Annotated in this window: 12 protein-coding genes; 10 read left to right on the top strand and 2 right to left on the bottom strand. The window is 65.7% G+C overall.

Going from position 1 to position 13,332, the window contains the following annotated elements; genetic code table 11:
• The first annotated feature begins 52 nt into the window (after nt 1-52).
• Together LXM55_RS29425 and LXM55_RS29420 are read left to right on the top strand one after the other, a co-directional pair.
• Complete coding sequence (locus LXM55_RS29425; protein WP_016967320.1) at nt 53-370, top strand: helix-turn-helix domain-containing protein; 318 nt, start codon at nt 53-55, stop codon at nt 368-370.
• The gene (locus LXM55_RS29420) at nt 363-1,625 is read left to right on the top strand and encodes a type II toxin-antitoxin system HipA family toxin (RefSeq protein ID WP_233323630.1); all 1,263 of its coding nucleotides are present in this window, start codon (nt 363-365) and stop codon (nt 1,623-1,625) included. The genes LXM55_RS29425 and LXM55_RS29420 overlap by 8 nt, the downstream gene beginning before the upstream one ends.
• Before the next feature lie 81 nt (nt 1,626-1,706).
• Here the strand turns inward: LXM55_RS29420 and LXM55_RS29415 are convergent, their stop codons facing one another.
• Nucleotides 1,707-2,366 (bottom strand): pentapeptide repeat-containing protein, encoded by a 660-nt coding sequence (locus LXM55_RS29415; RefSeq protein WP_233323629.1) that lies wholly within the window; start codon nt 2,364-2,366, stop codon nt 1,707-1,709.
• Nucleotides 2,367-2,554: 188 nt separating this feature from the next.
• A complete protein-coding gene (gene exaA / locus LXM55_RS29410; protein WP_233323628.1) occupies nt 2,555-4,450 on the bottom strand; it encodes a quinoprotein ethanol dehydrogenase in 1,896 nt (631 codons plus the stop codon).
• A gap of 253 nt (nt 4,451-4,703) precedes the next feature.
• Between exaA and pedF the strand changes: the two genes are divergently transcribed.
• The 8 genes from pedF to pqqB all read left to right on the top strand — a co-directional run bounded on the left by pedF (nt 4,704) and on the right by pqqB (nt 13,243).
• Nucleotides 4,704-5,165: a cytochrome c-550 PedF gene (gene pedF, locus LXM55_RS29405; protein ID WP_110724354.1), complete on the top strand. Its 462-nt coding sequence runs from the start codon at nt 4,704-4,706 to the stop codon at nt 5,163-5,165.
• A gap of 5 nt (nt 5,166-5,170) precedes the next feature.
• A complete protein-coding gene (locus LXM55_RS29400) occupies nt 5,171-6,046 on the top strand; it encodes a substrate-binding periplasmic protein (RefSeq protein ID WP_233323627.1) in 876 nt (291 codons plus the stop codon).
• 11 nt (nt 6,047-6,057) lie between these two features.
• Entirely contained in the window at nt 6,058-6,828 is a 771-nt protein-coding gene (locus tag LXM55_RS29395) for a quinoprotein dehydrogenase-associated SoxYZ-like carrier (protein WP_233323626.1), read from the top strand.
• Between the two features lie 36 nt (nt 6,829-6,864).
• Nucleotides 6,865-7,794, top strand: coding sequence for a quinoprotein relay system zinc metallohydrolase 1 (locus LXM55_RS29390; RefSeq protein WP_233323625.1), 930 nt, complete (start codon nt 6,865-6,867; stop codon nt 7,792-7,794).
• Nucleotides 7,795-8,133: 339 nt separating this feature from the next.
• The gene (gene pedH, locus LXM55_RS29385; RefSeq protein WP_233323624.1) at nt 8,134-9,894 is read left to right on the top strand and encodes a PQQ-dependent alcohol dehydrogenase PedH; all 1,761 of its coding nucleotides are present in this window, start codon (nt 8,134-8,136) and stop codon (nt 9,892-9,894) included.
• Between the two features lie 242 nt (nt 9,895-10,136).
• A complete protein-coding gene (gene exaC, locus LXM55_RS29380) occupies nt 10,137-11,657 on the top strand; it encodes an acetaldehyde dehydrogenase ExaC (protein WP_233323623.1) in 1,521 nt (506 codons plus the stop codon).
• A gap of 537 nt (nt 11,658-12,194) precedes the next feature.
• Nucleotides 12,195-12,266: a pyrroloquinoline quinone precursor peptide PqqA gene (gene pqqA, locus LXM55_RS29375; protein ID WP_011060521.1), complete on the top strand. Its 72-nt coding sequence runs from the start codon at nt 12,195-12,197 to the stop codon at nt 12,264-12,266.
• Between the two features lie 62 nt (nt 12,267-12,328).
• Nucleotides 12,329-13,243, top strand: coding sequence for a pyrroloquinoline quinone biosynthesis protein PqqB (pqqB, locus tag LXM55_RS29370; protein WP_233323622.1), 915 nt, complete (start codon nt 12,329-12,331; stop codon nt 13,241-13,243).
• Nucleotides 13,244-13,332: the final 89 nt, after the last annotated feature.

The following is a 13,332-nucleotide window of genomic DNA, read 5'->3' as shown; positions in this document are numbered from 1 at the left end:
ATAATTCTATAATTTTGAATCTTAAGTGTGATTTCAGGGTTTAACGCTCGATATGCTGAATTTAACTCTTGCCAGGCCGGATGAGGTACTCAAGCTGCTTTGCACTCGCCTGCGCCAGGAGCGCCTGTCCCAGCAGATGACTCAGGCCGAGGTCGCGGCCCGTGCGGGCATTGGGGTTGGCACCCTGTCCAATCTGGAGGCCGGGCGTAGCGTGGCATTCGACAGCGTGGTTCGCGTGGCTATGGTGCTGGGGCGTCTTCGCGAGCTGGAGCAATTGTTCCTGCCGCAGCTGGACAGCCTCGACGACATCCTCCGTTATGAACAGGGCGCCCAGAGGCAGCGCGTCAAAAGGAAGTCCGCCGATGCTTAAGCAGGTCGATGTCTACTACGACGGTTGGGGGGAGCACTGGCGCTGGGGTTCGCTAGTATCCACGACGGCGCTGACCGGCCGCCCGTTGATTGCCTTCGAGTACAGCGAGCAAGCACAGGATCGCGGCCTGGAACTGTCGGCCTTGCGCTTGCCGCTCAAGGGCCCGAGGCTGCGCCGGGACTTTCCCGATCATCAGTTGTGGCTGCCGGGGCCGGTCTATGACTCGCTGCCCGACGGTTGGGGCATGTTGCTGATGGATCGCTTGTTCAAACGCCGTGGTCTCAACCCAGCGCAGATTGGTCCTCTGGAGCGACTGACCTATATCGGCACCCAAGCCATGGGCGCTATGTCGTTCGAGCCTGTGGCGCCGGAGCTGTTCATGGCGCCTGAAGAGGTTCCCCTTGAACGACTGGCTGCCGAAGTTCAGGAGGTGCTCCATGGCCAGGGCGGGGAGTTTCTGCAGCGACTGCTGCGGATGGGCGGCTCGCCGCAGGGCGCTCGACCCAAGGCCTTGCTCTATCGCGACCCTGCGCGAGGGCGCTTCAGCACGCTCGCGGCACCTGGTCTGGATGCCTGGTTGATCAAGTTCCCGGGAGCGGGTGAACACCCCGAGGTCTGTGCGATCGAAGCTGTCTATGCGCAATGCTTGCGCGAATGCGCCATCGAAACGTCGAATAGCGAACACTTCGAGCTACCCAATGGGCAGGCGGCCTTCGCCACCCGACGATTCGACCGGGTCAAGGACATGCGCGTGCCCATGCAAAGCCTCGCCGCCTTTACCGGCGCGGACTACCGAGCAGCCGGGGCGCTGGACTACAGCAATTTCCTGCGGGCCACCCAGTACTGCTGCAATGATGTGCGGGAAAAGGCGCTGGCTTTTGCCCGGATTGTGTTCAACGTGGCGTTCAACAACCGCGACGACCACCCGAAGAATTTTTCCTACCTCATGTCGTCGAGCGGCCAGTGGAAGCTGGCGCCGGCTTACGACGTGACCTTCTGTGAGGGGCCGGGCGGCTATCACCAGATGGACATATTGGGCGAGGCGCTGCACATCACCCGCAAGCACTTGCTCAGGCTCGCGGCGGTGGAGGCGGAGCTTTCGGCCAGGGATGCCACCGATATCATCGAGCGCATCTGCCAGGTTGCCAGCGGCTTTACCCGCAGTGCTCGGTCCCGGTTCCCGGGTGGCATCACCGCGGACACCTTGAGCATGATTCAGGCACGCATCGACGAAAACCTGGCGCGACTTGGCTAGCGGGGCTGTAGCTGCCATTGAACGGATGATTGCTCCAATAGCAGGCACAGTGAGGCGCTTGGTAGTGCCTGCGGCAACGGCCTACTTGTCCCAACTCCCCGGACACCCCAAACACCCCTCCATATTGGCATCCTGAAAATTCCCATAATGCTGCCGCGCCCCGCGCAAATCGGCGCGTTCCAGATTGCTCTCGCCCAGCTTGGCCTCCTGCAGATTGGCATCACTCAGATTGGCCCCTTGCAGATCCGCCTTGCTCAGCCAGGCCATTTCCAGGTCCGCCGCCTGCAGGTTGGCCCGGTGCAGCTTGGCCCCGGACAGCCGGGCAAATTGCAGATAGGCCGCGCTGAGGTTGGCGTTCTCAAATTGCGCGCCCTGGGCAAACAGGCCCCAGCCCTGGATTGCCATCAGCTTGGCGTCGGTGAAGTCCGCCAGCCGCAGGTTGCTCTGTTGCAGGCTGGCGCGGGTCAGGTTGGCGCCTTGCAGGCGGGCTTTTTCCAGGTTGGCCAGGTCCAGTTGGGCATGGCGCAGGTCGGCGCCGGAGAGGTCGGCGCCGGCCAGGTTCATCTTGCGCAGGTCCTGGTTGGCCAGGTTGGCGCCGCGCAGGTTGGCGCCCGGGCATTGGCTGGATTCGGCAATCAGGCAGCCGTTGATGGTCAGGGGCACGTCGTTGCCGTCGTCGCCGACGTTCACCGCGAAGGCGGGGGACAGGCTCAACAGCAGGACAAGGGGCAGGTAGTTCATGGTGCGGTTCTCCAGGCGGGAGTGAAGGCGGGTGGGGCGAGGGCGCCGGCGCCCGCTGGACTGGCCGGCGCCCCGGGGGCGTAGCCGTCGTGAACCCGGCCCACGCGGTAGGCTTGAGCTATCGCGTGGGGCAGGGTTCGGGGCCGCTGCGCGGCCCAGCGGGAGCACGCTCCCTCGCCACCAGTCGGTCAGCGCTGGGCGGTCTGGTTATCCCAGCTCGGGATCTTGAACACCCAGAACGAGCCGCCTTGGGCCACCGGCTTGGTCAGCTCGGCCATGTCGCCGCCCCACAGCGGCACCGCGCCGCCGTAGCCCACGGTCACGCCGATGTACTGCTCGCCGTCCTGTTCCCAGGTGATGGGCGGCGAGACGATGCCGCTGCCGGTCTGGAATTTCCACAGCTCCTTGCCGGTCTTGGCGTCGAAGGCCTTGAAGAAGCCGTCGCCGGTGCCGGTGAACACCAGGTTGCCCTTGGTCGCCAAGACGCCGGCCCACAGCGGCAGGTGTTCCTTGTGTTCCCACACCAGCTTGCCGGTGGTCGGGTCCATGGCCCGCAGGGTGCCGACGTGGTCGTCGTACATGCGCTTGATACGGAAGCCCATCCCCAGGTACGCCGAGCCTTTCTTGTAGTTCACTTCCTCGGTCCAGTACTCCTCCTTCCACTGGTTGCCGGGGATGTAGAACAGCCCGGTGTCCTGGCTGTAGGCCATGGGGTTCCAGTTCTTGCCCCCCAGGAACGGCGGCGAGACTTCCACCGGCTTGCCCTTGGTTTCCCCCGGCAGCGGCTTGGCCGGACGCTGGCCTGCGTTTTCCACCGGGCGCCCGGTCTTGAGGTCGATGTGGCTGGCCCAGGTGATGTTGTCGACGAAGGGGAAGGCGTTCTGCAGTTTGCCGTTGTTGCGGTCCACCACGTAGAAGAAGCCGTTGCGGTCGGCGTGGCCGGTGGCCTTGACCACCTTGCCGTCCTTGTTCTTGTAGTCGAACAGCACCAGTTCGTTGTTGCCGGAGAAGTCCCAGGCATCGTTCGGTGTGTGCTGGTAGAACCATTTCACTTCGCCGGTGCTCGGGTCGACGCCAACCTGGCCCGAGGTGTACAGGCTGTCGTAGTCGTGGGGGTTGCCGTCCTTGGCGGTGCGCGCCCAGGTGTTCCACGGGCCGGGGTTGCCGGCGCCGACGATGATGGTGTTGGTTTCGGCATCGAAGCTGGCGCTCTGCCAAGGGGCGCCGCCGCCGTGGCTCCAGGCTTCGACCTTGCCGGTTTCGGTGGTCTTGTCGTCCGGCCAGGACGGTGCCTTGACGTCGCCGGTGGGGGTGCTGTCCTTGCCGTTCAGGCGGCCCATGTGGCCTTCGACGAAGGGCCGCATCCACACCTCTTCGCCGGTCTCCGGGTCGCGGGCGAACAGCTGGCCGACCACGCCGAATTCGTCGCCGGAGCTGCCGTGGATCAGCAGCACCTTGCCGCTGGTCTTGTCCTTGATCAGCACCGGGGCGCCGGTCATGGTGTAGCCGGCGCTGTGGTCGCCGAACTTCTTGTTCCACACCACCTTGCCGGTGTTCTTGTCCAGGGCGATGACCCGGGCGTCGAGGGTGCCGAAGTAGATCTTGTCGCCGTAGATCGCCGCGCCGCGGTTGACCACGTCGCAGCACGGGCGAATGTTGTCCGGCAGGCGGTGGTTGTAGGTCCACAGGCGCTTGCCGGTCTTGGCGTCGAGGGCGAACACCCGCGAGTAGGAGCCGGTGACGTAGACCACGCCGTCGCTGACGATGGCCTGGGATTCCTGGCCGCGCTGCTTCTCGTCGCCGAAGGAATAGGACCAGGCCGGGGTCAGCTTGAACACGTTCTTGTCGTTGACCTGGGCCAGGGGGCTCCAGCGCTGGGCGTTGGTGCCCATGCCGTACTGCAGCACGTCCTGGGTGGTCAGGTGGTCGTTGGCGATGTCTTCCCAGGTGACGTTCTTGCTGGCAGGTGCCGCCGGGGCGGTGGCCGCTGTGGCCGCCGCGCCCAGGGACAGGCTGCCGGCCAGCAGCAGGGCCTGGACGGCAAGGCTCAGGGGGGAGAGGGCGGGTAGCGATCTTATTGTCATGGTTGCAGTTCCCAGTGGAGGTTTTGGCCTGACTAGGGTCTGCCCCGGGACGGGTGTTGAGATACGGAAAAAGTCCCGCCCTTGCCGGGAATAGTTCCCGGGCGGCACCTGATTTAGGCCCGCGCCACAAGCCCTACTACCAAGGGAGTAGAGCGCGACCACCAAAGCAGCATACGGCCGCCCGCCGGCTGTTCCTAAGATGGCGCCATGGCCTCTGTAGCGAGGTCTTGCGTGCAATCTTGAGGGCATAACAATGACAACAAAACGCAACGCCTTGCTCGCGGTAGGGCTGCTGACCGGTGCCTTGGCCACCGGTGCTGTATGGGCCCATGGCAACGTGGTGCCCCAGGCGGTGGAAACCAAGGGCCTGACGCCGATCAAGGACGCCGGGGTGACTGTCGATGGCGACGGCTGGGCCGCGGTCAACCCGTACCGCACCTCGCCCGAGCACGACAAGGCAGTGGAAATCGGTGCCTCGGCCTACAACCAGAACTGCGCCGCCTGCCATGGCCTGGAAGCCAAGTCCGGCGGCATTGCGCCGGATTTGCGCATGCTCGACGCCGGCGAAGCCGGGGATGAATGGTTCGTCGAGCGGGTGCGCCACGGCGCGGTGCGCGATGGCCGGGTGTACATGCCGAAGATGGCCGACTACCTGAGCCAGGAAGCCCTGTGGGCGGTGCGCACCTACCTGGACAGCGTGCGCGTCGAGGAGTGACCGCCATGGGCCGCCTGGCGCTGTTCCTCAGTGGCTTGCTGCTGTGCTGCGCGACGGCGCAGGCCGGGGTGCGCAACTACGACACGATGATCGCCTCCGGTGAGCTGAAGGTGGCGGTGTACCAGGATTTTGCCCCCTACAGCTTCGAGGAGCAGGGCCAGCCCCGGGGCGTCGACGTCGAGCTGGCGCAAGCCCTGGCCGAGGCCCTGGGGGTGCGCCTGCAACTGATCTGGGCGCCCCCCGGGGAGAAGCTCGACGACGACTTGCGGGACTACATCTGGCGCGGCAGCCCGCTGCGCCACCAGCAGTTGGCCGACCTGATGATGCGCGTGCCCTACGACCACGACTACGCGCAAAAGCGCAACGAACTGGGGGAGCTGGCCAACGATCACGTGGTGATGTTCGGCCCCTATCAGGAGGAGCGCTGGCAGGTGGCATTCGACCGTCGCCGGATGGATTCGGTGGCCAGTGTCGCGGTGTTCCAGGAGCACCCGATCGGGGTCGAGGTGGACAGCGTGCCGTCGTTCTACCTGACCTCGGTGTTCAACGGCATGCTCAGTGCCAAGACCCATCATTACCCCAGCGTGCAGCAGGCCTTCGGCGCCTTGCGGGCCGGGCAGGTGGACGCGGTGATGGCCATGCGCGGCGAGATCGACTGGCAGTTGCACCAGGCCGCTGACCCGCAACTGGCGCTGGCGGAAAACGCCTACCCGAACATGGGCAAGCAGGTGTGGGAGATCGGCATGGCGGTGCATGAAAGCAACCGCCAGCTGGCCTATGCCGTGGAAGAGGCCCTGGAAGGGCTGATCCGCGACGGTCGCCTGCAGGCGCTGTACGCCCGTTATGGCCTGCGCTACGAGGTCCCGGAGATGTATCAATAGGAGCAACGTTGATGAACTGGCGAGCGACCTGCCTGCTGGCGTGCTGGCTGCCCATGGCGGTCCCGGCGCTGGCCGCCGATCCGCAGGCCCCGGGCACGGACCCGGTGCCCTCGGTGATGTGGGCCTTCTACCACAAGCAACTGCTGGGGGACGCGGCGTTCGTCTTTGATGACCGGGTCAAGCTGCTGGCGCCGCCCTTTGCCGAGGACGCGCGGCAGGTGCCGCTGGAGATCGACGCCCGGGCCTTCAGCGGCGACGTGGTGCGCATCCTTGCCTGGGCCGAGCTCAACCCCTTGCCGCGCATTGTCGATTTCGTGCCGGGGGAGCGGGTGCTGCCCTGGCTGTCGATCCGCATCCGCATCGAGCAGGCCACGCCGCTGCGCGCCGCGGTGCAGACCCGCGACGGCCTGTGGCACGTGGGCTCGACCCTGATCGATGCCGCGGGCGGTGGCTGCACCGCCCCCAGCGTGGTGCGTACCCAGCCCGGCTGGGAAGAGCACATCGGCGAGGTGCTGGGCGGGCGTTACCCGCGCGGCGACGCCAGCCGCCTGCGCCTGCAAGTCTCCCACCCGATGGACAACGGCCTGGTCAGCGGCATCCCCGAGTTCTTTCTCAACCACGCCGAATTGCGCGACCAGAACGATCAGCTTCTGGCCAGCCTCGAACTGTTCCCGGCGGTCAGCGAAAACCCCAACCTGGGGTTCGATATCCAGGGGACGGGGCAGACCCGCTTGCTGTTGCGCGACAACAGCGGCAACCAGTTCGAGGCCAAGCTGCCCTGACCGCACCCTTTGACCCCATCCGAGCCGAGGCGCGCCATGCGTTGGATTCTGCTGTTGCTGCTGTGCCTGGGCCTGCCGGCCCGGGCCGACCTGGACTATCAACTCAAGCCCCGGCAGATCGCCGCGGGCACCTGGCTGCTGGAAGGCAGCACCGACAATTTCGCCAAGGCCAATGGCGGCAACATCGTCAACACCGGGTTCATCGTCACCGACAGTGGGGTGGTGGTGATCGACAGCGGGCCCTCGAAACGCTACGGCGAAGCCTTGCGCCGGGCGATTGCCGCCACCACCGACAAGCCGGTGATCCAGCTGCTGTTGACCCACCATCATCCCGACCATGTGCTGGGCAACCAGGCCTTTGGCGATGTGCCCATCGGCGCCCTGGCCGGCACCACCGACCTGTTGCGCCAGCAGGGGGACGCCATGGCCGAGAACCTGTACCGCATGGTCGGCGACTGGATGCGCGGCACCGAGGTGGTGCTGCCGAACCGGGTGCTGGAGCCCGGGGTGCTTGAGGTGGGCGGGCATCGCCTGCGCCTGCTGAGCCTGAGTGGGCACACCGGCGCCGACCTGGCGATTCTCGACGAGAACACCGGGGTGCTGTTTGCCGGTGACCTGGTATTCTACGAACGCGCGCTGACCACCCCCAACAGCCCGGGGCTCGGGGTCTGGCTCAAGGACCTGGACACCCTGCAGGCCCTGCCGTGGAAGCAGATCGTGCCCGGCCACGGGCCGGTGGCGACGGATGCCCGGCCCTTTGCCCAGATGCGTGATTACCTGGGCTGGCTGGACGCGTTGATGCGCGACGGCGCGGCCCGGGGCGACGACATGGCGGAGATGATCCGCCGCCCGATCCCCGAGCGCTTTGCCGGCATCAGCCTGACCCGCTACGAGCTGATTCGCAGCGTCAGCCACCTCTATCCGCGCTACGAACGCCAGCAGCTAAAGCCCCTCGACGGCCTTTGACCCTGGTGGCGAGGGAGCTTGCTCCCGCTCGACCGCGCAGCGGTCGTAAAACCTGAGCCCTCGATTTACCTGCAGGAACGGGGTGGCAGCCATTGGGGTGGCTGCGCCACCCAGCGGGAGCAAGCTCCCTCGCCACGCAGTGGCCCGGACGCAGTGGCCTGGTAGCCCCAGGGCTCTTGCTTGCCGCTTGTTGCTTGCCGCTTGCCACTGCCCCTCCAGTACCAAGGAACTAGAAAACTCCGCACTGCGGGCAATTGTTGGCAAGCAGGCCGGGACCAAGAATTCCCGGCAGACCGGGAAATTTTCCCGGGAACAACAATAACCGCAGAGGTAGCCGTCATGACCCAACCCCCACGTCGTCCCTTTTTCGCCGTGAGCCTGGTGCTCAGCGCCATGCTGCTGTCCAGCGCGGCCCTGGCCGCCGTCACCGATGAAGAGATCCTCCAGGACCCGAAGAACCCGCAGCAGATCGTCACCAACGGCCTGGGTGTCCAGGGCCAGCGCTACAGCCCGCTGGACCTGCTCAACGTCGATAACGTCAAGGAGCTGCGGCCGGTCTGGGCCTTCTCCTTCGGCGGCGAGAAGCAGCGCGGCCAGCAGGCCCAGCCGCTGATCAAGGACGGGGTGATGTACATGACCGGCTCCTACTCGCGGGTGTTCGCGGTGGACGCGCGCACCGGCAAGAAGCTCTGGCAGTACGATGCGCGCCTGCCCGATGACATCCGCCCGTGCTGCGACGTGATCAACCGGGGCGTGGCGCTGTATGGCGACCTGGTGTTCTTCGGCACCCTGGACGCCAAGCTGGTGGCCCTGAACAAGGACACCGGCAAGGTGGTGTGGAGCAAGAAGGTCGCCGACCACAAGGAGGGTTACTCCATCAGCGCGGCGCCGATGATCGTCAACGGCAAGCTGATCACCGGGGTCGCCGGCGGCGAGTTCGGCGTGGTCGGCAAGATCCAGGCCTACGACCCGAAAAACGGCGAGCTGCTGTGGATGCGCCCCACCGTGGAAGGCCACATGGGCTATGTGTACAAGGACGGCAAGGCCATCGAGAACGGCATTTCCGGCGGCGAGGCGGGCAAGACCTGGCCCGGCGACTTGTGGAAGACCGGCGGCGCGGCGCCGTGGCTCGGCGGCTACTACGACCCGGAAACCAACCTGCTGCTGTTCGGCACCGGCAACCCGGCGCCGTGGAACTCCCACCTGCGCCCTGGCGACAACCTGTATTCCTCGTCGCGCCTGGCGCTGAACCCGGACGACGGCACCATCAAGTGGCACTTCCAGAGCACCCCCCACGACGGTTGGGACTTCGACGGCGTCAACGAGCTGATCTCCTTCAACTACAAGGAGGGCGGCAAGGAGATCAAGGCCGCCGCCACCGCCGACCGCAACGGCTTCTTCTACGTGCTTGATCGCACCAACGGCAAGTTCATCCGCGGCTTCCCGTTTGTCGACAAGATCACCTGGGCCACCGGCCTGGATAAGAACGGCCGGCCGATCTACAACGAGGCCAGCCGTCCCGGCGCCCCGGGCAGCGAAGCCAAGGGCAGTTCGGTGTTCGTCGCCCCGGCCTTCCTCGGCGCCAAGAACTGGATGCCCATGGCCTACAACCGCGACACCGGGTTGTTCTATGTACCGTCCAACGAGTGGGGCATGGACATCTGGAACGAAGGCATCGCCTACAAGAAGGGCGCGGCGTTCCTCGGCGCGGGCTTCACCATCAAGCCGCTCAACGAGGACTACATCGGCGTGCTGCGGGCCATCGACCCGATCAGCGGCAAGGAAGTCTGGCGCCACAAGAACTTCGCGCCGCTGTGGGGCGGGGTGCTGACCACCAAGGGCAACCTGGTGTTCACCGGCACGCCTGAAGGCTTCCTCCAGGCGTTCAACGCCAAGACCGGCGAGAAGGTCTGGGAATTCCAGACCGGCTCCGGGGTCCTGGGCTCGCCCGTGACCTGGGAAATGGACGGCGAGCAGTACGTCTCGGTGCTCTCCGGCTGGGGCGGCGCGGTGCCGCTGTGGGGCGGCGAAGTGGCCAAGCGGGTCAAGGACTTCAACCAGGGCGGCATGCTCTGGACCTTCAAGCTGCCCAAAGCTTAAAAGCAGCGGCAAGCTTCCAGCTGCAAGCCACAAGAAGAAGCCTCGGCAGACTTGAGGCTTGCAGCTTGCAGCTTGCAGCTTGCAGCTTGCAGCTTGCAGCTTGCAGCTTGCAGCTTGAGGCTGCTTCTACGACCAAATGACGAGCCCTCTCCTGCCATGGATGCATTCGTCCGGCACGCGGGGCTCTCTACCATCGGTCCATCGCCTGTCGTTGGACAGGCCTCGACCAGCAGAGGCTCAGCATGATCTACGCACAACCCGGAACCCCAGGCGCCGTCGTGTCCTTCAAGCCACGCTACGGCAATTTCATCGGCGGCCAGTTCGTGCCGCCGGTGGAAGGCCAGTACTTCACCAACACCTCGCCGGTAAACGGCGAAGTGATCGCCGAATTCCCCCGTTCCAGCGCCGCCGATATCGACAAGGCCCTGGACGCCGCCCATGCCGCCGCCGATGCCTGGGGCAAGACCTCGGTCCAGGACCGTTCGCGGGTGCTGCTGCAGATCGCCGACCGCATCGAGCAGAACCTGGAGATCCTCGCGGTCAGCGAGACCTGGGACAACGGCAAGGCGGTGCGCGAAACCCTCAACGCCGACGTGCCCCTGGCCGCCGACCACTTCCGTTACTTCGCCGGTTGCATTCGTGCCCAGGAAGGCGGCGCCGCGGAAATCAACGAACTGACCACCGCCTACCATTTCCACGAACCCCTGGGTGTGGTCGGGCAGATCATCCCGTGGAACTTCCCGCTGCTGATGGCCGCCTGGAAGCTGGCACCGGCCCTGGCCGCCGGCAACTGCGTGGTGCTCAAGCCCGCCGAGCAGACCCCGTTGTCGATCATGGTCTTCGCCGAGCTGATCGCCGACCTGCTGCCGGCCGGCGTGCTGAACATCGTCCAGGGTTTCGGTCGCGAAGCCGGCGAGGCCCTGGCCACCAGCAAGCGCATCGCCAAGATCGCCTTCACCGGCTCGACCCCGGTGGGCTCGCACATCATGAAGTGCGCCGCCGAGAACATCATTCCGTCCACCGTGGAACTGGGCGGCAAATCGCCGAACATCTTCTTCGAAGACATCATGCAGGCCGAGCCCACGTTCATCGAAAAGGCCGCCGAAGGCCTGGTGCTGGCGTTCTTCAACCAGGGTGAAGTCTGCACTTGCCCGTCCCGCGCCCTGGTGCAGGAGTCGATCTACGAGCCGTTCATGGCCGAGGTGATGAAGAAGATCGTCAAGATCAAGCGCGGCAACCCGCTGGACACCGACACCATGGTCGGCGCCCAGGCATCGCAGCAGCAGTACGAGAAGATCCTCTCCTACCTGCAGATCGCCCAGGAGGAGGGCGCCGAGCTGCTCACCGGTGGCGCCGCCGAGCGCCTGGAAGGCGACCTGTCCAGCGGCTATTACATCCAGCCGACCCTGCTCAAGGGCCACAACAAGATGCGCGTGTTCCAGGAAGAGATCTTCGGCCCGGTGGTGGGCGTGACCACCTTCAAGGACGAAGCCGAAGCCCTGGCGATTGCCAACGACAGCGAGTTCGGCCTGGGCGCCGGGCTGTGGACCCGCGACATCAACCGCGCTTACCGCATGGGCCGGGCGATCAAGGCCGGTCGGGTGTGGACCAACTGCTACCACCTGTACCCGGCGCACGCCGCGTTCGGTGGCTACAAGAAATCCGGCGTGGGCCGTGAAACCCACAAAATGATGCTCGACCACTACCAGCAAACCAAGAACCTGCTGGTGAGCTACGACATCAACCCCCTGGGCTTCTTCTAAGGGCAAGAAAGGGCGGGGTAGTTGGGTGCTGCCCCGCTTTGTGTGGCAACGGCGCGACGTCTTGGGTGGACGTCGCGCCGTTTTTTTAGAGACCCCGATCCCCTCAACTTGCGCCATCCTGTAGCCGCTGCCGAGCCCCGGCGAGGCAGCGCAAAGGCCCGTAGGGCCTTGCCTGGCGATCCCCCGCGAAACCCGTAGCGGCCTCAAGAACGCTGCGGCCCTTCGTGCCGTTCGCAGCCTGCGGCAGCGGCTACACCAACCTCGGATCGACACCGGCCCTGTAGCCGCTGCTGAGCCCCGGCGAAGCTGCGCAAAGGCCCGCTGGGCCTTGCCTGGCGATCTCCCGCCAAACCCGCAGCGGCCTCAAGAGCGCTGCGGCCCTTCGTGCCGTTCGCAGCCTGCGGCAGCGGCTACACGTGCGCCAAGCCCCTACCAACGCACCCCGCCGGCTCGTCCCAAAGTAGCATTCGGCCCCCGCGCGCCCCGTGCATTAATGCCTCTACCGGAATCGCCCGGCACAACAAGAGGATTGACCCCATGTGGCATAAACCCGCGTACACCGATCTGCGCATTGGCTTTGAAGTGACCATGTACTTCGCCAACCGCTGAGCCGTCCCGCTCCGGCCGCTCCTGGTGTTGGCCGGAGCCTTTTCTGCCCTCGGGAGCAAACCATGCATATCCGCATTCTCGGTTCCGCGGCGGGCGGCGGTTTTCCGCAGTGGAACTGCAACTGCCGCAACTGCGCCGGGGTGCGCGCCGGCAGCCTGCGCGCCCAGCGGCGCACCCAGTCGTCGATCGCCCTGAGCGACCACGGCAACGACTGGATCCTGTGCAACGCCTCGCCGGACATTCGCACGCAGCTGGAATCCTTCCCGGTGCTGCAACCGGCCCGGCACTTGCGCGACACCGCCCTGGCCGGGGTGATCCTGCTGGACAGCCAGATCGACCACTGCACCGGCCTGCTCAGCCTGCGCGAAGGCTGCCCGCATCAGGTCTGGTGCACCGAGATGGTCCACCAGGACCTCAGCAGCGGCTTCCCCCTGTTCACCATGCTCAGCCACTGGAACGGCGGCTTGCAGTGGCAGCCCATTCACCTCGATGGCCGCGAGTTCAGCCTGCCGGCCTGCCCGGACCTCGCCTTGCGGGCGATTGCCCTGCGCAGCAGCGCGCCGCCGTATTCGCCCCACCGTGGCAACCCGCACCCGGGGGACAACATCGGCCTGTTCATCGAGGACCGGCGCAGCGGCGCCAGCCTGTTCTACGCCCCGGGGCTGGGGCAGGTGGACGAGGCCTTGCTGGCGTGGATGGACCGCGCCGACTGCCTGCTGGTGGACGGCACCTTGTGGCGCGACGATGAAATGAGCGTCTGTAGCGTTGGCGACAAGCTGGGCAGCGAAATGGGCCACCTGGCGCAAAGCGGCCCTGGCGGCATGCTTGATGTGCTGGAGCGCTTTCCTCGGGCGCGCAAGGTGCTGATCCACATCAACAACACCAACCCGATCCTCGACGAAGACTCCGCTGAACGCGCCGAGCTGACCCGCCGCGGCATCGAAGTCGCGCACGACGGCATGGACATCCATCTCTGAGCTGCAAGCTGCAAGCTTCAAGCCTCCAGCTGCAAGCTCAAAGCTGACGGCTTACCGCTCTGGCTGTGCTTGCAGCTTGTAGCTTGCCG

Origin of the sequence: Pseudomonas sp. Au-Pse12 (assembly GCF_021341665.1) — a bacterium.
Taxonomy (GTDB): domain Bacteria; phylum Pseudomonadota; class Gammaproteobacteria; order Pseudomonadales; family Pseudomonadaceae; genus Aquipseudomonas.
This window is presented reverse-complemented; position numbering and strand designations above follow the sequence as displayed.

Bases quoted from the DNA above. Each gene is read 5' to 3' on its own strand.
- exaC (WP_233323623.1), top strand. From the start codon at position 10,137: ATGATCTACGCACAACCCGGAACCCCAGGCGCCGTCGTGTCCTTCAAG.
- LXM55_RS29395 (WP_233323626.1), top strand. From the start codon at position 6,058: ATGAACTGGCGAGCGACCTGCCTGCTGGCGTGCTGGCTGCCCATGGCG.
- pedH (WP_233323624.1), top strand. From the start codon at position 8,134: ATGACCCAACCCCCACGTCGTCCCTTTTTCGCCGTGAGCCTGGTGCTC.
- LXM55_RS29425 (WP_016967320.1), top strand. From the start codon at position 53: ATGCTGAATTTAACTCTTGCCAGGCCGGATGAGGTACTCAAGCTGCTT.
- pqqB (WP_233323622.1), top strand. From the start codon at position 12,329: ATGCATATCCGCATTCTCGGTTCCGCGGCGGGCGGCGGTTTTCCGCAG.
- LXM55_RS29390 (WP_233323625.1), top strand. From the start codon at position 6,865: ATGCGTTGGATTCTGCTGTTGCTGCTGTGCCTGGGCCTGCCGGCCCGG.
- pedF (WP_110724354.1), top strand. From the start codon at position 4,704: ATGACAACAAAACGCAACGCCTTGCTCGCGGTAGGGCTGCTGACCGGT.
- LXM55_RS29415 (WP_233323629.1), bottom strand. From the start codon at position 2,366: ATGAACTACCTGCCCCTTGTCCTGCTGTTGAGCCTGTCCCCCGCCTTC.
- LXM55_RS29420 (WP_233323630.1), top strand. From the start codon at position 363: ATGCTTAAGCAGGTCGATGTCTACTACGACGGTTGGGGGGAGCACTGG.
- exaA (WP_233323628.1), bottom strand. From the start codon at position 4,450: ATGACAATAAGATCGCTACCCGCCCTCTCCCCCCTGAGCCTTGCCGTC.
- LXM55_RS29400 (WP_233323627.1), top strand. From the start codon at position 5,171: ATGGGCCGCCTGGCGCTGTTCCTCAGTGGCTTGCTGCTGTGCTGCGCG.